The organism is Pseudonocardia abyssalis, assembly GCF_019263705.2.
Classification (GTDB): domain Bacteria; phylum Actinomycetota; class Actinomycetes; order Mycobacteriales; family Pseudonocardiaceae; genus Pseudonocardia; species Pseudonocardia abyssalis.
On the sequence record NZ_JADQDK010000001.1, the window covers coordinates 986,720 to 1,011,508 of the forward strand.

Below are 24,789 nucleotides of genomic sequence, written 5' to 3' on the forward strand. Positions count from 1 at the left end.
CCGCGACGACCCGGGTCGGGTCGGGAGCCGCTGGGCCGGCGGCCCCGGCCGCGCGACCCTGGGGGCCGGCCCCAACCCGAGGAGACGGCGATGAGTGAGCAGGACATCCGGCGGACCGTGGTGGTCGGCGTCGACGGGTCGCCGAGCGCGACCGACGCCGTGCGCTGGGGAGCGGCCGAGGCCGCGCGGCTCGGAGTCCCGCTGCGCCTGGTGATCGCGTTCGGCTGGCCCGCCGACGACGCGGGGACCCTCGGCGGCGCGTACCGCGAGCGGTTGCTCGGCCACGCCCGCGGGCAGCTCGCGGAGGCGGCCGCGGTCGCCGCGGGGGAGCAGCCCGGCATCATGGTGGAGCAGCAGCTCGTCGTCGGCTCGCCGATCGCGGTGCTCGGCGCCGAGGCCCGGCGCGCGCGGCTCGTGGTCATCGGGGACCGGGGCACGGGCCGGGTGGAGGGGCTGCTGGTCGGTTCCGTCGCCGTGGCGCTCGCCGCGCACGCCGCCTGCCCGGTCGTCGTGGTGCGGTGGGCCGAGCGGGACTCCGCCGCCACGGGGTCCCTGCCGGTGGTGCTCGGCGTCGACGGGTCGGCGACGAGCGAGGCCGCGATCGCGTTCGCGTTCGCCGCCGCGGCGGCCCGGAAGGTCCCGCTGGTGGCGGTGCACACCTGGTCGGGAATGGTGTTCGACCCGAGCACGGCGTCGATGGGGATCGACTGGGAGGCGATCGAGAACGCCGAGCGGCGGCTGTTGGCCGATCAGCTCGCCGGCTGGGCGGAGAAGCACCCGGAGACGGTCGTCGAGCAGGTCGTCACCCGGGACCGGCCCGCGCACAGCCTGCTGGAGCAGGCGGCGCGGGCGCAGCTGGTCGTGATCGGGTCGCACGGGCACGGCACGCTCGCCGGGCTGATCCTCGGCTCGGTCGGGCACGCGCTGGTGCACCGCTCGCCGTGCCCGGTCGCGGTCGTCCGCCCGGACACCGCCCAGCCGTACTCGGCCTAGCGGGTCCCTACTCGGTGCGCCGGATCGCCCGGAGCTCGACGGTCGAGGGCGGTGTGACGAGCGAGGCGGGGTCCTCGACCTGGTGCCCGTCGACCAGCACCCAGCCGTCGTGCGGGTGGTCGCGGGCGCGGGCCCCGGTGATGCCGGCCTGCACCAGCCGGTCCAGCACGGTGCTTCGCGACGTCGTCATCGGTCGTCCTCCTGGAGACGGGTGGACCGACATCTCGGACCGCCCCGGGCGGGGACGGGCCGAACGGCCCGGGAAACCTGGACCTCCCCGGTTGCGCCGCGCCGAAGCGGGTACGTCAGCTCCATGAAGCAGCCCAAGCGCCGGACCACGGACTACGACGAGTCGGACCTGCGCGTGACCCACCCGGAGCACTGGGCGGCCGGGGTCCCGGGTGTGGCGGTGTCGCTCAAGCGCGCGTTCGAGCGCATGGGCGCCTCCCGCACCGCCCGCACGCTGACGAAGCTCAACCAGGCCGAGGGCTTCGACTGCATGAGCTGTGCCTGGCCGGACCCCGACCCGGGGCACCGCTCGATCGCCGAGTTCTGCGAGAACGGCGCCAAGGCCGTGGCCGAGGAGGCGACGACCGACCGCGCGACCCCGGAGTTCTTCGCGCGGCACAGCATCGCCGAGCTCGACGAGCGCTCGGAGTACTGGCTGGGGCAGCAGGGCCGGATCACGAACCCGATGGTCAAGCAGCCGGGTGACACCCACTACCGGCCCATCGACTGGGAGGGCGCGTTCGCGCTGATCGGGCGCGAGCTCCAGGCGTTGGACAGCCCCGACGAGGCGACCTTCTACACCTCGGGCCGGGCGTCGAACGAGGCCGCGTTCGCCTACCAGCTCCTCGCGCGGGCGTTCGGCACGAACAACCTGCCGGACTGCTCGAACATGTGCCACGAGTCGACGTCGATCGCGCTGCAGGAGTCGATCGGGATCGGCAAGGCCAGCGTCGTGATGAGCGACCTCGAGACCGCCGACCTGATCATCATCGCCGGGCAGAACCCCGGCACCAACCACCCGCGCATGCTGACGCACCTGGAGATGGCCAAGGAGCGTGGCGCGAAGATCCTGACGATCAACCCGCTGCGCGAGGCCGGTCTGACCCGCTTCAAGAACCCGCAGCGGCCCAAGGGGGTCATCGGGCACGGCACGGCGCTGTCGGACCTGCACCTGCCGATCCGGATCAACGGCGACCTCGCGCTGTTCCAGGCGATCGGGTCGCTGCTCGTCGAGTGGGACGCGCTCGACCACGAGTTCATCGAGCGCCACACCACCGGCTTCGACGCCTGGAAGAGGCACGTCGAGGCGCTGGACTGGGACGCGGTGCTGGCCTCCACCGGGCTGACCCGTGAGGAGATCACGCGCGCCGCGGAGATGCTGCGCGACTCCCGCGGCACCGTGTTCTGCTGGGCGATGGGTGTCACCCAGCACCGCAACGGCGTTGCGACGATCAAGGAGATCACGAACGTCGCGCTGGCCCAGGGCAACATCGGGCGCCAGGGGGCCGGGCTGTTCCCCGTCCGCGGGCACTCCAACGTGCAGGGCGACCGCACCATGGGCATCTGGGAGCGGGTGCCGGACGCCTTCCTGGACTCGCTGCAGAAGGAGTTCGGGTTCGACCCGCCGCGCGAGCACGGGCTCGACACCGTCGACTCGGTGCGGGCGATGCGCGACGGGAAGGTGAAGGTCTTCGTCGGGCTCGGCGGCAACTTCGCGCAGGCCACCCCGGACACCGACGTGACGGCGACGGCGCTGCGCCGCACGCGGCTGACCGTCCAGATCTCGACGAAGGTCAACCGCAGCCACCTCGTGTGCGGCGAGATCGCCCTGATCCTCCCCGCGCTCGGGCGCACGGAGAAGGACGTGCAGGCCACCGGGCCGCAGTGGATCTCCGTCGAGGACTCGACGTGCTCGGTGCACTCCAGCCGCGGCCCGCTGCCGCCCGCCGGACCGCTGCTGCGCTCGGAGGTCGCGATCGTCACCGGGATCGCCGAGGCCGCGCTGGGGGACCGGTACGGCATCGACTGGTCCCCGATGCGCCAGGACTACCGCCGCATCCGCGAGCACATCGCGCGCGTGGTGCCGGGCTGCGAGAGCTACGAGGTCAACGCGCGGCGCCCCGGCGGGTTCGTCCTGCCGCACCCGCCGCGCGACTCCCGGACGTTCCCGACGGAGTCCGGGTCGGCCGAGTTCGTCGTGTCGCCGGTGGAGGTGCTGCACGTGCCCGACGGGCACCTGCTGCTGCAGACGATGCGCAGCCACGACCAGTTCAACACCACGATCTACGGGCTGTCGGACCGTTACCGCGGGATCGAGGGCGGACGTCGCGTGGTGTTCCTGCACCGCGACGACATCGCGGCGCTGGGCTTCGACGACGGCGACCACGTCGACCTGTCGACCCGCTGGGACGACGACGACATCGAGCGCTGCGCCCGCGACTTCCGGATCGTGGAGTACGACACCCCGCGCGGCACGGCGGCGGCCTACTACCCGGAGACCAACCCGCTCGTGCCGCTGGACCACGTCGCGGAGGGCAGCCACCAGCCCGCGTCCAAGTCGGTGATCATCTCGCTGTCCCGCGCGGGTGCGGCGCAGGGGACCACGACCGGCGGGCAGAACGGGGTCGACGCCGAGGAGGGGGAGAAGGACTACCCGCGCCCCGAGCACCTGTCCTGAACCGCACCGGGGCATCCTCGGGGGATGAACGCCACCGACGTCCTCGCGGACGCCTTCTCCCGCGTGCGGGACAGCGCGCACGCCGCCGTCGCCGACCTCACCGCCGGGCAGCTCGCGTGGCGGGCCGACCCGGCGGCGAACACCGTCGCCTGGCTGCTCTGGCACCTCGCCCGAGTGCAGGACGACCATGTGGCGGGTGTCGCGGGGAGCCCGCAGGTGTGGACCGCCCAGGGCTGGTCGGAGAGGTTCGCCCTCCCGTTCGACGACGCCGAGATCGGTTACGGCCACCACGCCGCCGACGTCGCCGCGGTGCACCCGGACCCACCCGACCTGCTCACCGGCTACCTCGACGCCGTCCTCGCCCGCACCGGGGAGTACCTGGCGACGCTGACCGACACCGATCTCGACCGCGTCGTCGACGAGGACTGGGACCCGCCCGTCACGCTGGGGGTGCGACTGGTCAGCATCGTCGACGACGACCTGCAGCACGTCGGGCAGGCCGCCCTGCTGCGGGGGATCGTGTTGCGCGAGGCGGTGGAACCGGACACGGTGACAGGGCGGGCCTGACGCCGCGGTGGCAGGCTGGGCGCCATGCCCCCCACCCCCGAGCAGGTCGTCCTCGTCGACGACGACGGGCGCCCGGTCGGCGTCGCCGACAAGGCCACCGTCCACGGCACGAGCACGCCCCGGCACCTGGCGTTCTCCTGCTACGGGTTCGACGCGTCCGGTCGCGTCCTGGTGACGCAGCGGGCGCGCGACAAGCGGGCGTTCCCGCTGGTCTGGACGGGCACCTGTTGCGGCCACCCCGCACCGGGGGAGGACCTGGCCGATGCGGTGCACCGGCGGCTCGACCACGAGCTCGGGGTCCGCGCCCACGACCTGCGCCTGGTCCTGCCCGACTTCGGCTACCGCGCGTCGGACGCGGGCGGGATCGAGGAGTACGAGTTCTGCCCGGTCTTCGTCTGCACCCTCGACGCCGACCCCCGCCCGCTGCGCGGCGAGGTCGAGGCGTGGCAGTGGTGGGGCTGGGAGCGGTTCCTCGACGCAGCTGCGGCGGGCGAGCTGTCTCCGTGGGCCGCGCTGCAGGCCCCGCTGCTCGCCGACCTGGGCGACCCCCGCACCCGCCGCACCGGCTGAGCGACTCAGCGGGGGGTACGGGGCGCCTCGCCCCCAGCGCGGGGACGGCAGGTTCTGCGGTGGGGTCGCACCGGGGGCGGAGTCGGCCCGCGCGATCCGGGTGCCCCACTCGACGTACGCGACCGGTGCCGACCGGAACTCCGGGCCGCCGGACACCTCGCCGAGCCGGCGGGCCACGTGCTCACGGTGATCGGGGCTCATCCGGCGGGAACACCGGTTCGAGCGTCGGGTCGGCCGCCACCCGGTCGTCGAGCACCTCGGTGAGCCGGAGCAGGGCGGAGTGGCCGCCGCACCAGTCGTAGAGCGTCGGATGCGGCACACGCCCCGCTCATCACAGCGTTGCGCCCGTCCACGGTAGCGGCTTCGGGCGTCACCCGGACGGGGTTCGCTCGTTGTACCCACCGAGCGCCCTGGACGCCCGCCGGTCGCGACGAACGGCGTTCCTGAGAACGCGTCCGGCGTCCGGCGCATCGCGCTGAGCCGATCGGGTCACCCGCACCGTCGGTCGTCGCGCCACGGGAGCATCTGGCCGTGCGGACGCAACCCGGGTTCTCAGATTCGGCTCCGCCCACGCACCCGTTCGTACGGTCGGCTCCCAGCCCTCGGACGCTCCCCGCGACGAATCCTTCCCGAGGGTGGAAGGAGACCAGCCATGGGCCGCCACCGGCTCCGTCCCGTTTCCCGCCCCGGACGTCCGCGGCACGCCGCGCACCGGGGCTCCGTCCGGCTCGCCCCCGCGGCCCCGATGGCGCTCGCGGCGGCCCTGCTCGTCGCCGGTCCCGGCGTCGCCTTCGCCGACGACGACCCGCCGCCCGCCCCGGTCGACGACGCGGGCACGCTGCTCGGCTCGGCGCTGGGCACCGGCCCGGACGCCTCCGACGTCGCGGACGGCTCCGGCTCCGACGGGTCCGATTCCTCCGACCCGGGTTCCGGCGGCTCGGACGGGTCCGACGGACCCGTCACGGGTGCCGACGTCGTCGAGGGCAGCGGTGCGGTGGCCGCGGACGAGGCGGCGGGAGGGGAGGAGGAGCAGTCCGCGGCCGCCCTCCCCGCGGCCGGGGCCGGATCCACGGACGTGACGCTGCTGGAGAAGAACGGCTCCGGCGTCACCGGCAGCGCCACGATCGACGCCGAGCGCGTCGTCGCGACGGCCACGGGCCTGGACCCGGACTCCCGCTACGTCAGCTTCTTCTACGGCGCGACGAGCAGTGCGACCAACAACAACCCCTGCATCCTCGACGGCACCAACCCGCTGCCCTCGGACCAGACGATCGGGGAGTGGGACGTCGACGAGGACGGCAACGGCACGCTCTCGGCGGCCAACCCGCTCGGGGCCCGCTACACGCTGCAGGCCGGGACCATCTCGATCCGCGAGGTCCAGCACGACTTCTCCACGGCCACGGCGCTCCCCGTCAACCCTCTGAGCTACACGCTCGTGGCGTGCGGGGAGGTGGAGCGCCTCGAGATCCTCGACCCGGTCACGGATCTGGTCCCGGCGCTGCCGAAGTTCCCCAGCATTCCGCCGTTGTCCTGACCCGATCCGATCGATCGGGGCCCGGTAATGGTGGACGCACGGTGATATCGGACCGTCAACCCCCTGTTCGGGCCCCACGCGACCCGGGTGACGGGCGATCCCCGTTAGGGGGGTCCGACACGGTGCGTAGTTCTGGGATTCGATGTTCGGACGATCGGGTGATGCGCAAGTGCGGAGAGTGACGGTAACGCGGTGACCAGAGGGTATTCCTGGAGCCGGAGCCTCCCGGAATAGACGAGTATCCTCACGTCGAGTATTTGTCTTCATCCGATAGTGGTAGTTGATAGTGGTGGCACGGGTGAATCCGGATAGCTTTATTCCTGTCAGCGAGGCTCCCCCTCACAGGCTGGCATTCGGATCACTCGACAGGAGAAGTACTGTGCTGAAGAAGGCTGGCATCCTCGTTGCCGCAACCGCCGCTGGTCTGCTCGCGGTGAGCCCGCTCGCCTTCGCCGGGGACAAGGGCGGCTGGGACGGCGACCACGACGGCAACAACGACCGTCAGGTCAACCGCGTCGACAACGACCGCGACAGCTCGCAGGTGGGCCTCGTCAACGTCGGCGACGTCAACGCCCTCAACGACGTCAACGTCTGCCCGGCGATCCCCGTCGCCGCGGGCATCGGCAACATCCTGGGCATCCTGGGCTCCGGTGCGGCCGACGCCGACGCCGACGGCACCGCCGCCTGCGTCAACGACGACAGCGTGAACCAGGCGAACTTCGAGGACTGAGAGACTCCAGCACTGGGAGTTCAGACTCGAGCACTGCGAGTCGCACCGGAGACGTCCGACGTCTCCGTAGTCTGACCGGGGATTCCGCGCCGGGCCGCACATGCGGCCCGGCGTGGTGCCGTTTCCGGGGTCGTCCGCGGTGGACCGCGATGATCCTCCGGTTCAGGATGGGCGCATGCCCTTCTACCAGTTCACGATCCCGGCCGACGGTCCGAGCGCGCAGCGCAAGGCGGAGATCGCCGCCGCGTTCACGAAGGTCCACACCTCCGTCACCGGGGCGCCCGCGCGCTACGTCAACTGCTCCTTCGTCGAGGTGCCGAGCGGCAGCCTGTTCGTCGCCGACGAGGTGGTCGAGCACGGCCGCATGATCGGGCTCATCCGGTCCGGCCGCACCGAGGCGGTCAAGCGCGAGCTGATCACCGGCCTCGCGCAGGCCTGGGCGGAGGTCACCGGCGAGCCCGTGGCGGGCTTCGCGCTCTTCCTGCAGGAGGTGCCCGGGCACGCCGTCATGGAACACGGCGAGATCCTCCCCGAGGCCGCCGACGACTAGCCCGTCAGAACAGCAGGTCGGCGAGGATGTCCTCGTCCGTGATCTCCCCGGTCGGGCGGTCGATTCGGCAGGACACCCGCAGGGTGCCGTCGTTCCAGGTCAGCCGCGCGCCGGGGAAGGCCGAGCGCAGCAGCCGCACGATCCGCACGTTCTCCCGGAGCACGTCGCCGAACAGCTCTGCGTAGCCGAGCTCGGCCGCCAGCGTGCCGAGACCCTCGACGAGTCGACGGCCGATGCCCCGGCCCTGGCGGTCGTCGACGACGGCGACGGCGAGCTCGGCCTGTCGGGGAGCGTGCGCGATGAGCCGGGCGATGCCGACCGGGTGCCAACCCGCCACGGTCGGCAGCTCGGCCAGCAGCGCGGCGTGGGTGCGCCCGTCGACGTCGAGCAACCGGCGCCGGGTCCCGGCGGACAGCACCGGCGTGGGGGAGTGGAAGCGCAGGTAGCGGCTCTGCGCCGACAGCCCGGCGAACACCGTGTCGACGGCGAGGTCGTCGTCGCGACGTAACGGTCGCAGCCGGGGCACGGGGGTGGCGAGCCGGGTGTCCCAGCGGCACCGCCACCGGGCGGGCGACGGCGGGGTCGGGGCGGGCTGGGTCGGGGCGGGCTGGGTCGGGGCGGGCTGGATCGGGGTCAGGGGACTCAAGGGGGGCGTTCCTCTCGGACGGTGGGCCGGGGGGCACCGGCCGCCACCGACGTTAGGAACGCGGAGAGGGCGTCGAAACCAGGAAAACCTTGTGGTGTGCCCGTGGCCCGTGGTGGATCCTGGGTTCGGGAGGACCCATGTCCGAGACCGTGGCCGTGGGCCGGGACGCGCAGCTCGCCGAGGTGGAGCGGTTTCTCGACCGCGCCGCCGACGGTCCGGCCGGGTTGCTGCTGGAGGGGCCCGCCGGGATCGGCAAGACCACCGTGTGGCGGGCCGCGATCACCGCGGCCCGGGCGCGCGGGCACCGCGTGCTGTCCGCCACGGCGGTCGACGCCGAGTCCGACCTGCCGTTCGTCGGGCTGCGCGACCTGTCCGCCGTGGTGCCGGTGGAGGCGGGCGACGGGTTGCCCGCGGTGCAGCGGGCCGCGCTCGACGTGGCGCTGCTGCGCTCGGGCGACCCCGGTGCGGCTGCCGACCCGAGCGCCGTGTGCGCCGCCGCACTGGGCGTCGTCCGGCTGCTCGCGGCCGAGGGTCCGCTGGTCGTCGCCGTCGACGACGTCACCTGGATGGACCGCTCCTCGCAGCGGCTGCTGCGCTACGTCCTGCGGCGGCTGCGCCGGGAGCGGGTGGGGGTGCTGCTGGCCCGGCGCACGGGGGAACCGGGCGTGCCGATCGGGCTGGACGCTCCGGCGCTGGCGGCGACGACCGTGCGCGTCGAGCTCGGGGCGCTGGACGTCGACGACGTGCACGTGCTGCTCACCGAGCACGCCGGTATGGCGCTGTCGGCCCGCACCACCGGACACATCCACCGGGTCAGCGGCGGCAACCCGTTCTACGCCGTCGAGATCGGGCGGGCGGTGGTGGCCGGCGGGCGGCGACGCCCGAGCGAGGAGGACCTCCCGGTGCCCGGCGGCGTCCTCGCCGTCACGACCCGGCGACTGGCCGCGCTCTCCGCTGCGGCGCGGCGGACGCTCGGGGTCGTCGCGCTGCTGTCCGCGACCACCGTCGACCGGGTCACGGCGGTCGTCGGGCCGGAGACGGCCGCGGCGCTGGAGGAGGCCGTCGACGAGGGACTGCTCGACGTCGACGGCGCCGACGTCCGCTTCACCCACCCGATCCTGCGCTCGGCGGTGACGGCGGGGCTGCCCGCGCTGCGCCGCCAGGGCCTGCACCGGGAGCTGGCCGCCGCCACCGACGACCCGGCCGAGCGCGCGGTCCACCTCGCCGCCGCGGCCACCGGCCCCGACCCGGCTGTGGCCGCCGCGCTCGACGCGGCCGCGCGCCGCGCGTCGGCGCAGGGTGCGCCGGACGCCGCGGCCGCCCTGGCCGACCGCGCGGTGGCGCTGACCCCGCCGGACCGTCCGGACGACCGGGCCCGGCGCGTGATCGACGCCGCCTGCCACCACTACCGGGCCGACGACGCGGACACCGCCCGTGAGCGGCTCCGCCCGCTCGTCGCCGACCTGCCGCCCGGGCCGCTGCGGGCCGAGGCGCTGCTGTGGTCGGGCACCTTCTGGTCCGAGGACGACACCGACGAGGCCCTCACGCAGCTGCGGGGGGCGCTCGGGGTCGTCGCGGAGCTGGCGGGCACCGACGATGGCGGCGGCGTGCTGGGCGAGCTGGCCGCCGCGGCCCACCGCCAGCTCGCGGTCGTGCAGGTCTTCGCGGGCAACACCTTCTCCGCCGACGCCCACGCGCACCAGGGCCTGCGCATCGCGCTCACCGGATCCGACGCGGACTCGATCGCGGAGAGCCGGGCGACCCTGGCCTGGACCCAGTTCTGGGACGGCCACGGGCTGCGCCCCGAGCTGCTCGAACCCGCGTCGGCGCAGCGCCGTTGGACCCGCTTCGCCCCCAACGACAAGACGCCGGGGCTCGTCTCCGGGATGCTGCTGAGCCTGACCGACGACCTCGACGCGGCCCGCGCGACCCTGCGTGCCGAGTACGGCGACGCCCGTGACCGCGGCCTCGACCGCGCGGCGTGCATCGCGCTGTTCAACCTCATCGAGGTGGAGCGGCGCGCCGGCCACTGGGCGCTCGCCCTCGACCTGGCCGACGAGGGCCACCGCGTCGCCGACGCCTCCGGTGACGGTCTCGGGCGGTCGCTGCTGCTCCAGGCCAGGGGGCACGTGCGGGCCCGGCTGGGGATGCTCGCGGAGGCCAGGGCCGACGCGGCCGACGCGATGGCGCTCGGCACGGCCGTCTCCTCGCCGATGGCCGTGCGGTTCGGGCACACCCTGCTGGGGTTCGTGGAGCTGTCCTGCGGCGACCATGCCGCCGTCGACCGGCACCTCTCGCCGCTGGCCGAGCGGCTGTTGCACGGGGGGTTCGACCCCGGGCTGTCCCGGTTCGTCCTCGACCACGTGGAGGCGCTCGTCGCGCTCGGCGAGCTGGACCGCGCCGACGTGCTCCTCGCGCGTTTCACCGCGCAGGCGCAGGCGCTGGGCCGGGCGTCGTCGCTGGCCGGGGCGACGCGCTGCCGGGCCCTGCTGCTCGCCGCACGGGGCGACGCCGACGGGGCGGCCGCCGCGTCGACCGAGGCGATCGCCGCCCACGAACGCCTCGGCGCGCCCTTCGAGCACGGGCGGACGCTGCTGGTCGCGGGCTCGATCCACCGCCGGGCGAAGCGCCGCCGCGCAGCCCGCGACGCGCTGCGGGCCGCGGTCGTGATCTTCGAGGAACTGGGCAGCCCGCCGTGGACCGCCCGCGCCCGCGAGGAACTGGCCCGGATCGGCGGCCGGGCCCCGTCGGCCACGGCACTCACCGGTGCCGAGGAGCGCGTCGCGGCACTGGTGGCGGCCGGGCGCTCCAACCGCGAGGTGGCCGCGGAGCTGTTCCTCACCGTCGCCACCGTCGAGGCGACGCTGTGGAAGGTCTACCGCAAACTCGGCGTTCGCTCCCGCACCGAGCTCTCGGTGGTGCGTGCCCGAACCGTCCGCCGCTCACCCGGCAGGTGAGCGGCGGAGCGGTCGTCGTGTCCGCTTCGGGCGGGACACCGCGTCAGTCTCGACGAAGATCGGCGCCGTAGGTGTCTCAGTGTCGAGACACCGGGCCCGGGCGGGGCTGCGGGCGAGCCGGATCTCCGCTCGGTCCGACGGCGACGGCCCCGCATTGGCTAGGGTCGGGTCATGAGTGCGCCACCGGGACCCGTGTCGCCCGCCGTCATGCGGGAGGTGCTCGGGCACTTCGTGTCCGGCATCGTCGTGATCACCGCGTCGGGGCCGGACGGCCCGCTCGGCTTCACGTGTCAGTCGTTCTCGTCGCTGTCGCTGGAGCCGCCGCTGGTGAGCTTCGCCCCGTCGCGCACGTCCACGACCTGGCCACGGATCCGCGAGGTCGGCGCGTTCTGCGTCAACGTGCTGGCCGCCGACCACCAGGAGCTGTCCTCGGGCTTCGCGCGGTCCGGCGTCGACAAGTTCGCGGGGGTGACCTGGCAGCCGGGCCCGTCCGGAGCCCCGGTGCTCGACGGCGTCAGCGCCTGGATCGACTGCGAGCTCCGCGACGAGTTCGACGGCGGCGACCACACGATCGTCGTCGGGCAGGTGCAGGACCTCGGGGCCGACGCGGCCCGGTTGCCGTTGCTGTTCTACCGCGGGCGCTATGCGGTCACGTCGGGGGAGGGTCGATGAAGGTCGTGGGTGTCGCCGGTGGCCCGGATGCCGGCGGGCGCACGAGCACCGCGATCGCCGCCGTGCTGACGGGTGCCGCGTCGGCCGGCGCGCTGACCGACCTGATCGAGCTCGGGGGAGCGGAGCTGGCCGATGTGGTGGCCGCGATCGACGCCGCCGACGCCGTCGTGTTCGGCAGCCCGGTCTACCGCGCCACCTACTCCGCCCTGCTCAAGACGCTGCTGGAGGGCACGGAGCGCGGCAGGTGGGGGGAACGGACACAGCCGTTGCAGGGCAAGGTGGCGGCCACCGTGATCACCGGCGCGAGCGGGCACCACTTCCTCGCCACCAACGACCTGCGCAACGTCCTGGCCGGCTTCTTCGCGGTGCAGGTGCTCAGCCCCGGGCTCTACTTCGACCACGGCGCGTACGTCGACCGCGGAACCCTCACCGACGACAGTGCCGCACTCGCGGCGGGCCACGGTGCGGCACTGGTCGATCTCGCCACCGCGGTACGCGGCTCGGCGGCTCTCTCGGCGCTGGTCCCACAGGTCTGACGACCACGTTGGAGTGAACTCCAGTTCGTACCGGGCGCGGCGCGCGCCGCGACGGGCGGCGGGGGAGTAGACAACGTCACGACCGGCGCCGCCCGCGCTCAGGGGAGCCCAGCGGGCGGCGCCGGTCAGAGAACGTACTTCGGGGAACGGGTCAGCTGGCGTAGGCCCGCAGCCGGTCGGCGCGCTCGCCGATCCGCAGCTTGCCCATCACCTCGCGCTCGATCTGGCGGACCCGCTCGCGGGAGAGCCCGAAGCGCTTGCCGATCTGGTCGAGCGTGCGCGGCTGCCCGTCGTCGAGGCCGAAGCGCATGCGGATGACGTGCTGCTCGCGGTCCTCCAGGGTGGAGAGCACGCGTCGCAGGTCGTCGTGCAACAGGTGCGAGATCACCGTGGTCTCGGCGTCGGTGGCCTCGCCGTCCTCGATGAAGTCGCCCAGCGGCGCCTCCTCCTCGGACCCCACCGGCATGTCGAGGCTCACCGGGTCGCGTGCGTGGTCGAGCAGGTCGGCGATCTTGCCCTCGGGGATGCCCGACTCCTCGGCCAGCTCCTCGTGGGTGGCGTCGCGGCCCAGCTTCTGGTGCAGGTCGCGCTTGATCCGTGCGAGCTTGTTGACCTGCTCGACGAGGTGCACGGGCAGCCGGATCGTGCGGGCCTGGTCGGCCATGCCGCGCGTGATCGCCTGCCGGATCCACCAGGTGGCGTAGGTGGAGAACTTGAACCCCTTGGCGTAGTCGAACTTCTCGACCGCGCGGATCAGACCCAGATTCCCCTCCTGGATGAGGTCGAGCAGCGGCATCCCGCGGCCGGTGTAGCGCTTGGCCAGCGAGACGACGAGCCGGAGGTTGGCCTCCAGCAGGTGGTTGCGGGCGCGGCGGCCGTCGCGCACGACCCAGCGCAGGTCGGCCGCGTACTGCTTCTCCAGCTCGGTGCCCTCGGCGACCGCGCTGTCGATGACGTGCTGGGCGAAGACGCCGGCCTCGATGCGCCGGGCCAGGTCGACCTCCTGTGCCGCCGTGAGCAGCGCGGTCTTGCCGATGCCGTTGAGGTAGACGCGGACGAGGTCGGCCGCGGGACTCTGGGCGTCGAGGTCCTCCGCGGTCATCTCGGGACGCTCACCGGGAGCGGCGTTCGCGAACACCGAACTCACCACCGGCTCGGCGGAGCCGGCCGCGGGTCCGGAGCCGGTACGCTGGCTCGGGACGGTCTTCACGGCGGACGATCGTGGGGTCCGGGTCTTCTTGGGCGCGGTCTTGGTGGGCGCGGTCCTGGTGGGCGCTGTCATGGTGTCTTCCTCCCCTGCGCGACCCGGGCGGCGAGCGGATGCTGTGGTCCGTCGCTGCCGGGGCTCTCATGGGGTTGAACGCGCCCGTCCCGGGAATCGTTCCCGGGAGCGGACGCACTCTCAGCGCCCCCTCAGTCGATCGCGCGGGTCAGGGCGCCGGGATGCGGGGCGTGTCACCGGGATCGGCGACCGCCCCCGCGCGTTCGGGGTGCGCTCCGGACGCCGAGAGCTCGTACACGGCCTCCATCAGGGGGCGCCAGTCGTCGCGCAGCGCGTCGCGGCCCATGAACAGGCCGAGGTGCCCGCCCTGCGCGGTGCGCCGGGTGATCTGCGCCTCCGGCGTGCCCACCGCGTCGGCCGCGGCGAACAGCTGCGCGGGCGGGGTGATGTGGTCGGCCGAGCCGGCGAGCAGGAACAGCGGGCAGGTGATGTTCGCGAGGTCGGCGCGGCGGCCGTCGATCACGAGGTCGCCGCTGATCAGCTCGTTGCCGTGGAACAGGTGCTCCACGAGCCACAGGTAGAACGCACCGGGGATGTCCTGGGTGTGCTTGAACCAGTCCTCGAACACCCGGTAGCGCTCGACGTGCGCCTCGTCGTCGATGTTCTCCAGCAGCTGGAGCTGCCGCGACACCTCCGACTGCGGCTGGATCGCGATGAAGTTGGCCAACACGGCGCGGCCGGGCATGTTGCCGCCGCCCACCTTGACCAGCGCCTTGTACGGCGCGAGGCCGAGTGCGCCCGTCATGGCACGGGTGGAGGAGGCGATGACGGACTCGCCCGCGTGGAAGTCGATCGGGGCGCCGGCGAGGGTGAGGGTGTGCACGCGCTCGGGGTACAGCGCCGCGTAGATCGCGGCCAGCCAGCCGCCCTGGCAGTCGCCGACGAGGTTGGCGCGCCCGCCCATCCGGCGGATCGAGCGGTCGATCAGGTCGAGGTAGTCGGTGATCGTGACGTCGCGCGTCGCGGTGGTGGCCGGGCGCCACTCCAGCGCGTAGAGCTTCGTCAACCCCGACGCGGCGAGCACGGCGAGCTGGCTCTGCCGCGGCGAGAAGTCGATGACGTGGCTGGAGTGCCCGGCCTGCGGCGGCAGTACCAGCGTCGGCACCACGTCGTGGTCGACGTCGGTGGGTGCGGTGAAGTCGCGCAGGTACGCGAACGGCGTCGTCAGGGCGATCGTGTTGGCGCGGTGCCAGCGCGGCTCGCGCCGGTCGAGCATGGTGCTCCACCAGAGCGCGCCGCGGGCGGCGTTCTTCAGCGGGCTACGGGGCCGGGTCACGGCGTCGAGCCAGAGGTGGCCCGCGGAGCGCGTCAGTTCGACGGTCGTGCGGGTCGCTGCGGCGGCGTTGTAGGCCGCGAGGTGGCGCAGGGCGCCACCGACTCCGGTCGTGGGTGCGGTCATCGTTGGGCTCCCCGAGGCTCGGACGGCTGCGGCGCCGTCGTCACCCGACGGTAGGTGGCGTTAGGCATGTACAGCAACAGGTGGCCTACTCGGAAGTATCGCTTGGAATACCAAGCACGATGGTGACGACGCTCGCACGTGACGTGTGACCAGGGTTTATGTCTACCCGTGAGTAGGGGGTCACTATCGGGTACTCCCTGTGCCACGAGCACCGCCACCGACGACGAAGGAGTTGCCGTGACCCCCTCGAGCGACCCGACCACCACCCTGCAGAAGACCGCGGCGGGAGTGGTGAACGGCGTCAAGGACCTCCTGGATCCCGGGGCGCTGGCCGCCCGGATCGATCCCGTGGCCTTCGGCGGGGCGCTCGGCGAGGTGGCCAAGGGACTGCTGTCGCGCCCGCTGCCGGTGGCCCGCCGCACGGCCGGGCTCGCCGCGGGGACCGGCCGCGCGACAATCGCCGCCCTCGCGCGCAGCGTCGGCGGCCACGGGGCCGGTCCGGCCGCGCTGCCGGAGAAGGACCGTCGCTACGCCGACCCCGCGTGGGAGGGCAACGCGTACTACTACCTCCTGCGCCAGCAGCACGCGCTGTTCGCGGAGTACCTCGAGGCCGTCGCGAGCGGGGTCGAGCTGAGCCCGGTGTCCCGCCGCAAGATCGATTTCCTGGTGCGCCAGACCGTCGACGCCACCTCGCCCGTCAACTGGCCGTGGTCGAACCCGACGATGGTGAAGAAGGCGTTCGAGACCGGTGGGCAGAGCCTGTTCCGCGGCACCCGCAACCTGCTGCGCGACACCGTCGGCTCGGGCGGGATGCCGCGGCAGACCACGCCGGGTGAGTTCGAGGTGGGCAAGGACCTGGCCGCCACGCCGGGCGTCGTCGTGCACCGCAACCGGCTGATGGAGCTCATCCAGTACAAGCCGCAGACCGAGCAGGTGCACGAGATCCCGCTGCTGCTCTCGCCGCCGTGGATCAACAAGTACTACATCATGGATCTCGCGCCGCAGAAGAGCCTCGTCGAGTGGGCGGTGCAGCACGGGCACACGGTGTTCGTGATCTCCTACCGCAACCCCGACGAGAGCATGCGTGACGTCGTGATGGCCGACTACATGCAGGACGGCCCACTCGCCGCGCTCGACGTCATCGGGGACATCACCGGGGCCGAGAAGGTCAACGTCGCGGCACTGTGCCTGGGCGGCACCCTCGCCGCGGCCACCGCGGCGTGGCTCGCCGCGCGGGGTGACCAGCGGATCAACTCGATCACGCTGATGAACACGCTGCTCGACTTCAGCGAGCCCGGCCAGCTCGGCGTCTTCACCGACGAGAAGACGGTCGACCGCCTCGAGCGCACCATGCGCCGCACCGGCTACCTGCCCGCGAGCAGCATGAAGTCGACGTTCGACCTGCTGCGCGCCACCGATCTGGTGTGGAACTACGTGATCAACGACTGGCTGCTCGGCGAGGAGCCCGCCGCGTTCGACATGCTCGCCTGGAACGCCGACTCCACGCGCATGCCGGCCGCGATGCAGACCGAGTACCTGCGCAACCTCTACCTCGACAACCAGCTCGTCGAGGGCAAGCTGGAGCTCGCGGGGGAGCGCCTCGACCTCGGCGCGGTCACCCAGGACGCGTACGTCGTCAGTGCGGAGGCCGACCACATCGCGCCGTGGCGCTCGGTCTACAAGGGACTGCGGCACCTCGGCGGCACGGTCCGGTTCGTCCTGTCGAACTCCGGGCACATCGCCGGCGTCGTCAACCCGCCGTCGCCGAAGTCGAAGCACTGGTTCGGCGAGGGCGCCGACCTTCCCGCGAGCGCCGACGACTGGCGCGACGACGCGGGCGAGCACCGCAAGAGCTGGTGGGAGGACTGGTCGCCGTGGATCGGTGAGCGGGCGGGCGAGATGACCGACCCGCCGCGCCTGGGCAGCGACGACCACCCGGTCCTGATGGCCGCGCCGGGGAGCTACGTGCTGGGCACCTGAGCTGTTGGGCACCTGAGCTGTTGGGCACCTGAGCTGTTGGGCACCTGCGCCCGGAACAGACATGATGCGGGCATGAGTGCGGCAGAGCAGCCCGATGACCCGCCCGGCTCGTGGTCGATCAACGCGCTGGGCGGGTTCATCCGTGCGCAGCGGCAGCTGGCGAAGCTGTCGCTGCGCGAGATGGCGGCGATGACGAGCGTGTCCAACGCCTACCTGAGCCAGATCGAGCGCGGGCTGCACCAGCCCTCGCTCAAGGTGCTGCACTCCATCGCCGACGCCCTGCACCTGTCCACCGAGCAGCTGCTCACCCAGGCCGGCTGGCGCGACGCGCGCCCCGCTCCCGACCCGGAGACCACGGAGGACGTGATCACACGCGACCCGCGGCTGAGCCCCGCGCAGCGCGCCGCGCTGCTGTCGGTCTACCGGAGCTTCGTCGACGACCCGTCGTGAGTCAGCGCGGCTCGACCGACCCGACGCCGCTGACGTCCTGCGTGACCTGCGGGTTCCCGACGTACTCGACGGACCCGGCACCGCCGACGGTCGCGTCGAGCCGGTCGCTCGCGTTCACGACGGCGTCGCCCGCCCCGCCGACGGTGATCTCGACCGTGGCGCTCCGCAGGTCCTCGGCGTCGTAGTCGCCCGCGCCGCCGAGCCTGACGACCTGGGCGTCGGCGGTGCCGGCCAGCGTCACGTCGCCTGCCCCGTCGACGTCGACGGTGAGGCGGTCGGTCTCGAGGTTCGTCGCGGTGGCGTCGCCCGCCCCGGAGACGGACAGCGAGTCCAGCGCGGCGACGGTGAGCCGGTAGACGATCGGCTCCCGGGTGGCGATCTCGCTGCCCGGCGTCACCCCGAGGCGCAGGACGCCGCCCGACACCTCGCTGGTGAGTAGTGGGAGGACGTCGGGCTCGGCCTCGATCGTCAACGACTCGGTGCCCGTCCGGTCGATCACCAGATTGCCGATCGTCGTCAGCTCCACCCCGGTGAACCCGCTGACGTCCCGGGACTCGCCGGTGCCGCCGTCGCCGCCGCCCGGGCCGTCGGCGGGGGAGATCGCCGGGGTCGCCGCGGTGCCGCAGGCGGTGAGAGTGGCGGCGAGTACCGCCACGAGCACGGAGAGGCGTCGTCGCATCGCGGCAGCCTAGGGCTCCGCCACGGGCCACGGCGCTTTGGATGCCCGGCGGCCGGACGGGTGTGGGTCGACCGGGGAGGAACTACCGGCAACTCGCCGGGCACCGACGGCACACCCGACGGGTCAGGTGTCGATGATCAGGGTGAACGGGCCGTCGTTCACCGACTCCACCGCCATGTCGGCCCCGAAGACCCCCGTCTGCACCGTCGTCCCCCGCTCCCGCAGCGCCGCCACCACCGCGTCCACCAGCGGCGCCGCGACCGACGGCGCTGCGGCCGCCGACCAGGACGGGCGGCGGCCCTTGCGGGTGTCGCCGTGGAGGGTGAACTGGCTGACCACCAGCATCGGGGCCCCGACCTCGGCGCAGGACCGCTCCCCGGCGAGTATCCGCAGCTCGGCGAGCTTGCGGGCCATCACCGGCACCGCGTCGGGGGTGTCGTCGCGGTGCACCCCGAGCAGGACCAGCAGGCCGGGGCCGATGCTCCCGACCACCGCCCCGTCGACCGTCACCGACGCCCGGGTCACCCGGGCGGTGACCGCCCTCACGCGGGGACCAGCAGCCCGTGCCGCACCAGCTCCCGCACCGCGGGCAGGGTCGCGGCCACCAGCTCGTCGACGGGGCGGTCGTGGGCGAAGGACAGCAGTTCCAGCAGCTCGTCGAGCGGCAGCGCACCCCGGCACCCGGCCAGCAGGGCGGCGGCGGGGCCGTCGACCTCGTGGCGCCAGCGCGGCCCGTCCAGCCGCGCGACGGCCGACCCGGCGTCGGCCCAGCCCTCGTCAGCGGGCGTCGAGAACGTCTCCAGCACGACCTGCGGCGCGACGGCGAGCCGGGCGCGGAGGAGGTCGGCGTCGGCGGCGTGGGCGCGCAGCCAGTCGACGCGGTCGAGCCAGCCGGCCACCTCGGGCCCGAGCGGGTCGGACACCTCGGTGAGCAGGTCCTCCACGACCACCTCCGGCGTCCCGGACGTCCGGCGCAGCACCAGGTACCCGAACCCGATCGCCTCGACCGCCGCGGCGTCCATCCAGTCCAGCCAGGCCCCGGCCTGCGCTCGGGCGTCGGGCGAGGTGAGGTCGAGCCCGGCGTCGCGCTGCCAGGTCCCGACGTGCAGCGCCGGGTCGGCCACCTCACGCTGCACGATCCAGGCGTCGACGCCCTCGGGGAGCCAGGAGCGCACGCGGTCGGGCCAGTCCTCGCCCCGGACATGGAGCCACGACCCCAGCAGCTGCGCCACCCCGCCGTCGGCCAGGTGGGCTGGCAGGTCGGCCACCAGCGCGGCGAGGGCGTCGTCGCCGGCCCGGCCGGAGTCGCGGTAGACGTAGTCGACGCGCGCGGGCCCCGGCACGAACGGCGGGTTCGACACGATCCGGTCGAAGCGGCGCCCGGCGACGGGTGCGAGCCACGGGCCGTCGAGCAGCTCGACGTCGAGTCCGTTGAGCGCGAACGTGGCCGCGGCCAGCGCCAGTGCACGCGGGGCCACATCGGTGGCCGTGACCGAGCGGGCGTGCCGGGTGGCGTGCAGGGCCTGCACCCCGCAGCCGGTGCCGAGGTCGAGCAGCGTGCCGACCGGGCGGCGGTCGGTGGCCGAGGCCAGCGTCAGCGACGCCCCGCCGACGCCGGTGACGTGGTCGCGCTCCTGGCGACGCGCGTCGAGGTCGGACAGCACCCACCACTCCGCGGGATCGTCCGGGTCGTCGACGCCGTACGGCCGCAGGTCCAGCGCGGCCGCCCACCCGCCGTCGACGGCCCGCAGCAGGCCCGCGGCGGCGGCGGCAGCGGCGGAGAGCGGTGCGAGCGCGGCGGCCACGGCGGCGTCCGGCTCCACCGCCCCGAGCAACAGCAGCCTGACCAGCACGCCCAGCTCGCCGCCGTCGTGCGCGGCCCGGAACGCGGGCTCGACCTCGCCCCGGCCGAGCGCGGCGTGGGCGCCAGGACCGAGCAGGTCTCGCACGGCGTCGGTGGTGTAGCGGTGTCGGGTCAACGCGGTGCGCAGGGCGTCGGCGGATGCGGGGGAGAGTGCGGGTTCCACACCACCGATCCAACCCCGTCAGCCGACGGCACCCCGCAGCAGGCCGTCGCCGGAATGCGCGGGCACCCCGTCGAACCGCTCCGCGGACACCTCGAGCGTCGGGAACCGGGCCATCGGCAGGTCGGCGGGCACCGTGAACATGCCCTCGTACCCGCCCCCGTCGCGGGCCAGCGCCCCGAGGGAGAGCATCCCGGTGCCGGCGTCGTCGACCAGCCAGGCCTCGAGGTAGTCGGTGTCCGGCGGCGCGATGACGCCCTCGACGCGGATGACGATCTCGCGGACCCCGCCGCGCCCGGACAGCGCGACGGATCCCGTCGCGCCCGACCCGCCGACGGCCGCGAGCGTGCCGAGCGGCTGCTCGGCGGGGGACGCGCCGCCCAGCAACCACCCCGCGCCCAGCCCGACCAGCAGCGCCGCGACCGCGGCCGCGACGGGAGCCACCCACCGCCGCCTGCGCGGGCCCAGCTCCCCGGTGATCGCGGTCCAGACCCGACCGGGCGGCGGCTCGTCGTCGGGCCCCGCCCGGCCGGAGACCGCGAGATCGATGCTGCGTCGCAGCAGGTCGACGTGCGCGTGGCACGGAGGACACGTCTCGAGGTGCCGGTCGACGCGCGCGTCGCGGGGGGTCGAGGTCAGAGCGGCGAGGGAGAGCTGGTCGGGCTCGGGATGCCACATCGTCGATCTCCACCCCCTCGTCGTGTCGGCGCGGCCGCCACAGGACGGTTCGTTCCCGCCCGGCGTGCGGTTCGGCCGATCGCGCCGCGAGGTTGCGCCGTCCATCTGATCGGGAGGAACCTCCCCCGCTCCGGATGCGCCCGCCGCTACTCTCGTGGGGTGCCGCTGCAGCTGAGCCAGGACGCCGACTCCGACGCGCTGCTCGACCGCGACCCGCTCGCCCTCCTGATCGGGATGCTGCTCGACCAGCAGATCCCGATGGAGCACGCGTTCTGGGCGCCCGCCGAGCTCGCCCGCCGCCTGGGCCGCGAACGCCTCGACGCGCGGGAGATCGCCTCCCACGACCCCGACGCGCTGATCGCGATCTTCGCGACGCCCCGCGCACTGCACCGCTACCCGAAGGCGATGGCCGGGCGGGTGCAGGCGCTGTGTGCGGCGCTCGTCGAGACCTACGACGGCGACGTCACCGTGGTCTGGGACGGCGTGCCCGACGGCGCGGAGCTCCTCTCCCGGCTGCTCGCCCTGCCGGGGTTCGGGAAGCAGAAGGCGCAGATCTTCACCGCGCTGCTGGGCAAGCAGCGGGGGATCACGCCGCAGGGCTGGCGGGAGGCCGCGGGGTCCTACGGTGACGAGGGGGCGCACCGGTCGGTCGCCGACGTCGTCGATCCGGAGTCGCTGCTCAAGGTCCGCGAGTTCAAGCAGGCGGCCAAGGCCGCGGCCAAAGCCGCGAAGGGGTAGGAGTGCACAAGGTCCCCGAGAAGCGCCGGGAGGTCCGGGTCATCGACCCCGACCAGGTCTGCGACGCCACCGCGGTGCTCGCCGACATCGAGCAGGTCCAGCAGGCCGCGGCCGTCCTCGACGCGCTCGGCGACGTCAACCGCCTCTCCATCCTGCTCGCCCTGCACCACGCGGGGGACCTGTGCGTCTCCGACCTGGCGTTCGCCGTGGGGATGAGCGACAGCGCGGTCTCGCACGCCCTGCGGCTGCTCCGCGCGCACGGCATGGTGCTCGCCCACCGCGAGGGCAGGCTGGTCCGCTACCGGGTCACGGGTGCCCTGACCGAGCGGCTGCTCGACGTGGTGTCCGACGGGGTGGTCGGCGAGGTGGCCCTGCACGCGCACGGAGATCCGGCGGTCGGCTGAGACGTCATACGAACGTCAACAAATGAAGACCTGTTCAGTCTTGCAGCTCCTGGGGTCGCCGTCCTAGGGTCGACCGACCCGTCGCCGCCACGACCCCGGGAGCCGTCATGCACATCGCCGAGGGGTACCTCCCGCCGCTGCACGCCGCGGCCTGGACGGTGGTCGCCGCGCCGTTCGTCGTCCACGGAGCCCGCGCCGTCGTCCGGCAGGTCCGCGAGGACCCCGACACGAAGCTCCTCCTCGGCGCGGCGGGGGCGTTCACGTTCGTCCTGTCGGCGCTGAAGATCCCGTCGGTCACGGGGTCGAGCTCGCACCCCACCGGCACGGGGCTGGGGGCGATCCTCTTCAGGCCCCCGGTGATGGCCCTGCTCGGCACGGTCGTGCTGCTCTTCCAGGCCCTGTTGATCGCCCACGGCGGCATCACGACGCTCGGGGCCAACGCGTTCTCGATGGCGATCGTCGGCCCGTGGGTCGCGTACGGGGTGTACCGGCTGGTCGGGCGGCTCGGCGGCGGCCTGTCGGTCGGGGTCTTCCTCGCCGCGTCGCTCGCCGACCTCGCCACCTACTCCACGACGTCGGTGCAGCTCGCGCTGGCCTACCCCGACGCCACCTCCGGCGTGCTCGGCTCGATCGTCAAGTTCGGCACGATCTTCTCGATCACCCAGATCCCGCTCGCGGTCTGCGAGGGCCTGCTCACGGTGCTGATCGTGCGGTTGCTGATCAAGGTCAGTCCCGAGGAGCTGCGTCGCCTCGGCGTGCTGCGCACCCCCGCCCCCGCCCAGCAGGAGGTCTGAGATGTCGCGCTCCACCCTGGTCAACTGGCTGCTCGTGCTGGCGGTGCTCGTCATCGCGGTCATCCCGCTGGTGTTCATCGGCAGCGACACCGAGTTCGGCGGGGCCGACGGTCTCGCCGTCGAGCAGATCGAGGCCGACCACCCCGACTACGAGCCCTGGTTCACGCCGTTGTTCGAGCCGGAGGCCGAGACCGCGTCCACGCTGTTCGCGCTGCAGGCGGCGATCGGGGCCGGGTTCCTCGGTTACCTGTTCGGCACGCTGAACGCCCGGCGCCGCCTCGCGGCGGCCCGCCCCGACTCCCGGCTCGACGATCCCGCCTGATGCACGGGCTCGACACCCTGGCGCACACCACGCCGTGGCGGCTGCGGCACCCGGGGGAGAAGGCGCTGCTGGCCCTCGGGCTGGTCGGGGCGGCGGTGGCGCTCCCACCGTGGCCCGGTGCGCCGATCGTCGGAGCGGTCGCGCTCGCGATCCTGCTCGGCCCGCTGCGGCTGCGGCCCGCCCAGGTGCTGCGCGCGGTACGGGCCCCGATGGTGTTCGTCGTCGTCGGGTCGGTGCCGCTGCTCGTCGCGGTCGGGGGCGACCCGCTGGTCCGGTGGGCCCCCGAGGGCCTCGGTCAGGCGGTCGCGCTCGCCGGGCGGGGCACGGCCGCGCTGCTGTGCCTGATCCTGTTCGCGGCCAGCACCCCGCTGGCCGACGCACTGCCCCGGCTGGAGCGCCTCGGTGTGCCCGCGGCCGTCACCGAGGTCGCGGCACTGGTCTACCGGCTGCTGTTCCTGCTCCTGGAGACGGCGGGCACGGTCCGCGAGGCGCAGGCCGGCCGGCTGGGCTTCCGCACGTGGCGCACCACCTACCGGTGCGTCGCGAGCCAGGCCGCGGCGATCTTCGTCGGGTGCTTCGACCGTGCCCGGCGCCTGGAGCAGGGCCTCGCGCTGCGCGGGTACACCGGATCCCTGCGGGTGCAGGTGCAGGAGCGGCCGCTGTCGGTGCCGTTCGTCGTCGCCTCGGCGGTGCTGGTCGCCGCGGTCGTCAGCACCACGCTGGTGCTCGCGTGACGCCCGTCCTCGAGGCGCGCGGCCTGCGCTTCTCCTACGAGCCCGGGCGCCCCGTCCTCGACGGCGCCGACCTCGCCCTGCACGCCGGCCGCCGGGTCGCCGTGCTCGGGCCCAACGGCGGCGGCAAGACGACGCTGTTCCGGCTCCTCGCCGGGGCGCTCGCGGCGTCGTCGGGGCAGGTGCTGCTCGACGGTGCCCCGGTCGTCCGCAACCGGCGCGGGCTCACCGCGTTGCGCACCCAGGTGCAGCTGGTCCTGCAGGACCCCGACGACCAGCTGTTCTCGGCGAGCGTCGGCCAGGACGTGTCGTTCGGGCCGGTCAACCTCGGGCTCGCCCCCGACGAGGTGCGGGCCCGGGTCGACGGTGCGCTCGACGCCCTGGGGATCTCCGCGCTCGCCGACCGCCCGACGCACCTGCTGTCGTTCGGGCAGAAGAAGCGCGTCGCGATCGCGGGGGCCGTCGCGATGGCGCCGCGGCTGCTCGTGCTCGACGAGCCGACGGCGGGCCTGGACCCGGCGGGCGTCGAGGAACTGCTGGTCACCCTCGCCGCGCTGCACACGGCCGGCACGACGCCGGTGCTGTCCACGCACGACGTCGACCTCGCGCAGCGCTGGGCCGACGAGGTCGCGGTCGTCGTCGACGGGCGGGTGGTCACCGGGGAGACCTCGACGATCCTCGGCGACGCCGGGCTGCTCCGCGCGGCCCGGCTCGGCCCGGCCTGGGCCCCCGCGGTGCACCGGCTGCTCGCCGACGCGGGGTCCGACGCGCGCCCCCGCACCGCCGCCGAGCTGCACGCCCTGCTCGAGGTGGTGCACGCCACCGGTGGCGCACCCGGGTCGGGAGGCGGCACACAGGGGTGAGTGG

The 24,789-nt window shown here is 73.8% G+C and carries 27 protein-coding genes; 18 read left to right on the top strand and 9 right to left on the bottom strand.

Annotated elements, in window-relative coordinates:
- The first annotated feature begins 90 nt into the window (after nucleotides 1-90).
- Nucleotides 91-993: a universal stress protein gene (locus tag I4I81_RS04695; protein WP_218604391.1), complete on the top strand. Its 903-nt coding sequence runs from the start codon at nucleotides 91-93 to the stop codon at nucleotides 991-993.
- Nucleotides 994-1,000: 7 nt separating this feature from the next.
- On the opposite strand, the gene I4I81_RS04700 is transcribed toward I4I81_RS04695, so the two are convergent.
- The gene (locus tag I4I81_RS04700; protein WP_218604392.1) at nucleotides 1,001-1,183 is read right to left on the bottom strand and encodes a hypothetical protein; all 183 of its coding nucleotides are present in this window, start codon (nucleotides 1,181-1,183) and stop codon (nucleotides 1,001-1,003) included.
- A gap of 123 nt (nucleotides 1,184-1,306) precedes the next feature.
- Between I4I81_RS04700 and I4I81_RS04705 the strand changes: the two genes are divergently transcribed.
- From I4I81_RS04705 to idi, 3 genes are read left to right on the top strand one after another with little or no spacing between them, the layout of a single operon-like run.
- A complete protein-coding gene (locus tag I4I81_RS04705) occupies nucleotides 1,307-3,679 on the top strand; it encodes an FdhF/YdeP family oxidoreductase (RefSeq protein WP_218604393.1) in 2,373 nt (790 codons plus the stop codon).
- Between the two features lie 24 nt (nucleotides 3,680-3,703).
- Entirely contained in the window at nucleotides 3,704-4,246 is a 543-nt protein-coding gene (locus tag I4I81_RS04710; protein WP_218604394.1) for a mycothiol transferase, read from the top strand.
- 24 nt (nucleotides 4,247-4,270) lie between these two features.
- Complete coding sequence (gene idi / locus I4I81_RS04715) at nucleotides 4,271-4,816, top strand: isopentenyl-diphosphate Delta-isomerase (protein ID WP_218604395.1); 546 nt, start codon at nucleotides 4,271-4,273, stop codon at nucleotides 4,814-4,816.
- A 181-nt stretch (nucleotides 4,817-4,997) separates the two neighbouring features.
- On the opposite strand, the gene I4I81_RS04720 is transcribed toward idi, so the two are convergent.
- Nucleotides 4,998-5,135, bottom strand: a complete 138-nt coding sequence (locus I4I81_RS04720; protein WP_218604396.1) for a globin family protein — start codon at nucleotides 5,133-5,135, stop codon at nucleotides 4,998-5,000.
- Between the two features lie 333 nt (nucleotides 5,136-5,468).
- Here I4I81_RS04720 and I4I81_RS04725 point away from each other — a divergent pair, with 333 nt between their 5' ends.
- The 3 genes from I4I81_RS04725 (at nucleotide 5,469) to I4I81_RS04735 (ending at nucleotide 7,630) form a co-directional block, all read left to right on the top strand.
- Nucleotides 5,469-6,350: a hypothetical protein gene (locus I4I81_RS04725; RefSeq protein WP_218604397.1), complete on the top strand. Its 882-nt coding sequence runs from the start codon at nucleotides 5,469-5,471 to the stop codon at nucleotides 6,348-6,350.
- 379 nt (nucleotides 6,351-6,729) lie between these two features.
- Complete coding sequence (locus I4I81_RS04730; RefSeq protein WP_218604398.1) at nucleotides 6,730-7,080, top strand: hypothetical protein; 351 nt, start codon at nucleotides 6,730-6,732, stop codon at nucleotides 7,078-7,080.
- A 175-nt stretch (nucleotides 7,081-7,255) separates the two neighbouring features.
- Entirely contained in the window at nucleotides 7,256-7,630 is a 375-nt protein-coding gene (locus tag I4I81_RS04735; protein ID WP_218604399.1) for a tautomerase family protein, read from the top strand.
- A gap of 4 nt (nucleotides 7,631-7,634) precedes the next feature.
- Here I4I81_RS04735 and I4I81_RS04740 read toward each other — a convergent pair whose 3' ends face one another.
- Nucleotides 7,635-8,276, bottom strand: a complete 642-nt coding sequence (locus I4I81_RS04740) for a GNAT family N-acetyltransferase (protein WP_218615841.1) — start codon at nucleotides 8,274-8,276, stop codon at nucleotides 7,635-7,637.
- A 137-nt stretch (nucleotides 8,277-8,413) separates the two neighbouring features.
- Here I4I81_RS04740 and I4I81_RS04745 point away from each other — a divergent pair, with 137 nt between their 5' ends.
- The 3 genes from I4I81_RS04745 (at nucleotide 8,414) to I4I81_RS04755 (ending at nucleotide 12,441) form a co-directional block, all read left to right on the top strand.
- Nucleotides 8,414-11,233: a helix-turn-helix transcriptional regulator gene (locus I4I81_RS04745; protein ID WP_218602594.1), complete on the top strand. Its 2,820-nt coding sequence runs from the start codon at nucleotides 8,414-8,416 to the stop codon at nucleotides 11,231-11,233.
- A 171-nt stretch (nucleotides 11,234-11,404) separates the two neighbouring features.
- Nucleotides 11,405-11,905 carry a flavin reductase family protein gene (locus tag I4I81_RS04750; protein WP_218602593.1) on the top strand — a complete coding sequence of 167 codons (501 nt, stop codon included), beginning with the start codon at nucleotides 11,405-11,407 and terminating at the stop codon, nucleotides 11,903-11,905.
- The gene (locus tag I4I81_RS04755) at nucleotides 11,902-12,441 is read left to right on the top strand and encodes an NAD(P)H-dependent oxidoreductase (protein WP_218602592.1); all 540 of its coding nucleotides are present in this window, start codon (nucleotides 11,902-11,904) and stop codon (nucleotides 12,439-12,441) included. The genes I4I81_RS04750 and I4I81_RS04755 overlap by 4 nt, the downstream gene beginning before the upstream one ends.
- Nucleotides 12,442-12,592: 151 nt before the next feature.
- Here I4I81_RS04755 and I4I81_RS04760 read toward each other — a convergent pair whose 3' ends face one another.
- Together I4I81_RS04760 and I4I81_RS04765 are read right to left on the bottom strand one after the other, a co-directional pair.
- Nucleotides 12,593-13,543: a sigma-70 family RNA polymerase sigma factor gene (locus I4I81_RS04760; RefSeq protein ID WP_218602597.1), complete on the bottom strand. Its 951-nt coding sequence runs from the start codon at nucleotides 13,541-13,543 to the stop codon at nucleotides 12,593-12,595.
- A gap of 328 nt (nucleotides 13,544-13,871) precedes the next feature.
- Nucleotides 13,872-15,122: a DUF3141 domain-containing protein gene (locus tag I4I81_RS04765; protein WP_218602591.1), complete on the bottom strand. Its 1,251-nt coding sequence runs from the start codon at nucleotides 15,120-15,122 to the stop codon at nucleotides 13,872-13,874.
- A 237-nt stretch (nucleotides 15,123-15,359) separates the two neighbouring features.
- Here I4I81_RS04765 and I4I81_RS04770 point away from each other — a divergent pair, with 237 nt between their 5' ends.
- On the top strand, nucleotides 15,360-17,102 hold the full coding sequence (locus I4I81_RS04770; protein WP_218602590.1) for a PHA/PHB synthase family protein: 1,743 nt from the start codon (nucleotides 15,360-15,362) through the stop codon (nucleotides 17,100-17,102).
- 72 nt (nucleotides 17,103-17,174) lie between these two features.
- Entirely contained in the window at nucleotides 17,175-17,552 is a 378-nt protein-coding gene (locus I4I81_RS04775) for a helix-turn-helix domain-containing protein (RefSeq protein WP_218602589.1), read from the top strand.
- 1 nt (nucleotide 17,553) lies between these two features.
- On the opposite strand, the gene I4I81_RS04780 is transcribed toward I4I81_RS04775, so the two are convergent.
- From I4I81_RS04780 to I4I81_RS04795, 4 genes are all read right to left on the bottom strand, one after another.
- The gene (locus I4I81_RS04780; RefSeq protein WP_218602588.1) at nucleotides 17,554-18,231 is read right to left on the bottom strand and encodes a head GIN domain-containing protein; all 678 of its coding nucleotides are present in this window, start codon (nucleotides 18,229-18,231) and stop codon (nucleotides 17,554-17,556) included.
- A 123-nt stretch (nucleotides 18,232-18,354) separates the two neighbouring features.
- Nucleotides 18,355-18,777, bottom strand: coding sequence for a D-aminoacyl-tRNA deacylase (dtd, locus tag I4I81_RS04785; protein WP_218602587.1), 423 nt, complete (start codon nucleotides 18,775-18,777; stop codon nucleotides 18,355-18,357).
- Nucleotides 18,774-20,258 (bottom strand): DUF7782 domain-containing protein, encoded by a 1,485-nt coding sequence (locus tag I4I81_RS04790; RefSeq protein WP_218602586.1) that lies wholly within the window; start codon nucleotides 20,256-20,258, stop codon nucleotides 18,774-18,776. Before I4I81_RS04790 ends, dtd begins: the two co-directional genes overlap by 4 nt.
- 18 nt (nucleotides 20,259-20,276) lie before the next feature.
- Nucleotides 20,277-20,933, bottom strand: coding sequence for an anti-sigma factor (locus tag I4I81_RS04795; RefSeq protein WP_218602585.1), 657 nt, complete (start codon nucleotides 20,931-20,933; stop codon nucleotides 20,277-20,279).
- Between the two features lie 159 nt (nucleotides 20,934-21,092).
- Here I4I81_RS04795 and I4I81_RS04800 point away from each other — a divergent pair, with 159 nt between their 5' ends.
- From I4I81_RS04800 to I4I81_RS04825, 6 genes are all read left to right on the top strand, one after another.
- The gene (locus tag I4I81_RS04800) at nucleotides 21,093-21,671 is read left to right on the top strand and encodes an HhH-GPD-type base excision DNA repair protein (RefSeq protein WP_226363749.1); all 579 of its coding nucleotides are present in this window, start codon (nucleotides 21,093-21,095) and stop codon (nucleotides 21,669-21,671) included.
- Nucleotides 21,672-21,673: 2 nt separating this feature from the next.
- A complete protein-coding gene (locus tag I4I81_RS04805) occupies nucleotides 21,674-22,075 on the top strand; it encodes an ArsR/SmtB family transcription factor (protein ID WP_218602583.1) in 402 nt (133 codons plus the stop codon).
- 107 nt (nucleotides 22,076-22,182) lie between these two features.
- Nucleotides 22,183-22,869, top strand: coding sequence for an energy-coupling factor ABC transporter permease (locus tag I4I81_RS04810; protein WP_218602582.1), 687 nt, complete (start codon nucleotides 22,183-22,185; stop codon nucleotides 22,867-22,869).
- Nucleotide 22,870: 1 nt separating this feature from the next.
- Complete coding sequence (locus I4I81_RS04815; protein WP_218602581.1) at nucleotides 22,871-23,191, top strand: energy-coupling factor ABC transporter substrate-binding protein; 321 nt, start codon at nucleotides 22,871-22,873, stop codon at nucleotides 23,189-23,191.
- On the top strand, nucleotides 23,191-23,925 hold the full coding sequence (cbiQ, locus tag I4I81_RS04820) for a cobalt ECF transporter T component CbiQ (RefSeq protein WP_218602580.1): 735 nt from the start codon (nucleotides 23,191-23,193) through the stop codon (nucleotides 23,923-23,925). The genes I4I81_RS04815 and cbiQ overlap by 1 nt, the downstream gene beginning before the upstream one ends.
- The gene (locus tag I4I81_RS04825; RefSeq protein ID WP_226363750.1) at nucleotides 23,922-24,785 is read left to right on the top strand and encodes an energy-coupling factor ABC transporter ATP-binding protein; all 864 of its coding nucleotides are present in this window, start codon (nucleotides 23,922-23,924) and stop codon (nucleotides 24,783-24,785) included. Before cbiQ ends, I4I81_RS04825 begins: the two co-directional genes overlap by 4 nt.
- The last annotated feature ends 4 nt before the right edge of the window (nucleotides 24,786-24,789 follow it).

Bases quoted from the DNA above. Each gene is read 5' to 3' on its own strand.
- I4I81_RS04695 (WP_218604391.1), top strand. From the start codon at position 91: ATGAGTGAGCAGGACATCCGGCGGACCGTGGTGGTCGGCGTCGACGGG.
- I4I81_RS04700 (WP_218604392.1), bottom strand. From the start codon at position 1,183: ATGACGACGTCGCGAAGCACCGTGCTGGACCGGCTGGTGCAGGCCGGC.
- I4I81_RS04705 (WP_218604393.1), top strand. From the start codon at position 1,307: ATGAAGCAGCCCAAGCGCCGGACCACGGACTACGACGAGTCGGACCTG.
- I4I81_RS04710 (WP_218604394.1), top strand. From the start codon at position 3,704: ATGAACGCCACCGACGTCCTCGCGGACGCCTTCTCCCGCGTGCGGGAC.
- idi (WP_218604395.1), top strand. From the start codon at position 4,271: ATGCCCCCCACCCCCGAGCAGGTCGTCCTCGTCGACGACGACGGGCGC.
- I4I81_RS04725 (WP_218604397.1), top strand. From the start codon at position 5,469: ATGGGCCGCCACCGGCTCCGTCCCGTTTCCCGCCCCGGACGTCCGCGG.
- I4I81_RS04735 (WP_218604399.1), top strand. From the start codon at position 7,256: ATGCCCTTCTACCAGTTCACGATCCCGGCCGACGGTCCGAGCGCGCAG.
- I4I81_RS04745 (WP_218602594.1), top strand. From the start codon at position 8,414: ATGTCCGAGACCGTGGCCGTGGGCCGGGACGCGCAGCTCGCCGAGGTG.
- I4I81_RS04750 (WP_218602593.1), top strand. From the start codon at position 11,405: ATGAGTGCGCCACCGGGACCCGTGTCGCCCGCCGTCATGCGGGAGGTG.
- I4I81_RS04755 (WP_218602592.1), top strand. From the start codon at position 11,902: ATGAAGGTCGTGGGTGTCGCCGGTGGCCCGGATGCCGGCGGGCGCACG.
- I4I81_RS04760 (WP_218602597.1), bottom strand. From the start codon at position 13,543: ATGACCGCGGAGGACCTCGACGCCCAGAGTCCCGCGGCCGACCTCGTC.
- I4I81_RS04765 (WP_218602591.1), bottom strand. From the start codon at position 15,122: ATGACCGCACCCACGACCGGAGTCGGTGGCGCCCTGCGCCACCTCGCG.
- I4I81_RS04775 (WP_218602589.1), top strand. From the start codon at position 17,175: ATGAGTGCGGCAGAGCAGCCCGATGACCCGCCCGGCTCGTGGTCGATC.
- I4I81_RS04780 (WP_218602588.1), bottom strand. From the start codon at position 18,231: ATGCGACGACGCCTCTCCGTGCTCGTGGCGGTACTCGCCGCCACTCTC.
- I4I81_RS04795 (WP_218602585.1), bottom strand. From the start codon at position 20,933: ATGTGGCATCCCGAGCCCGACCAGCTCTCCCTCGCCGCTCTGACCTCG.
- I4I81_RS04810 (WP_218602582.1), top strand. From the start codon at position 22,183: ATGCACATCGCCGAGGGGTACCTCCCGCCGCTGCACGCCGCGGCCTGG.
- I4I81_RS04815 (WP_218602581.1), top strand. From the start codon at position 22,871: ATGTCGCGCTCCACCCTGGTCAACTGGCTGCTCGTGCTGGCGGTGCTC.
- cbiQ (WP_218602580.1), top strand. From the start codon at position 23,191: ATGCACGGGCTCGACACCCTGGCGCACACCACGCCGTGGCGGCTGCGG.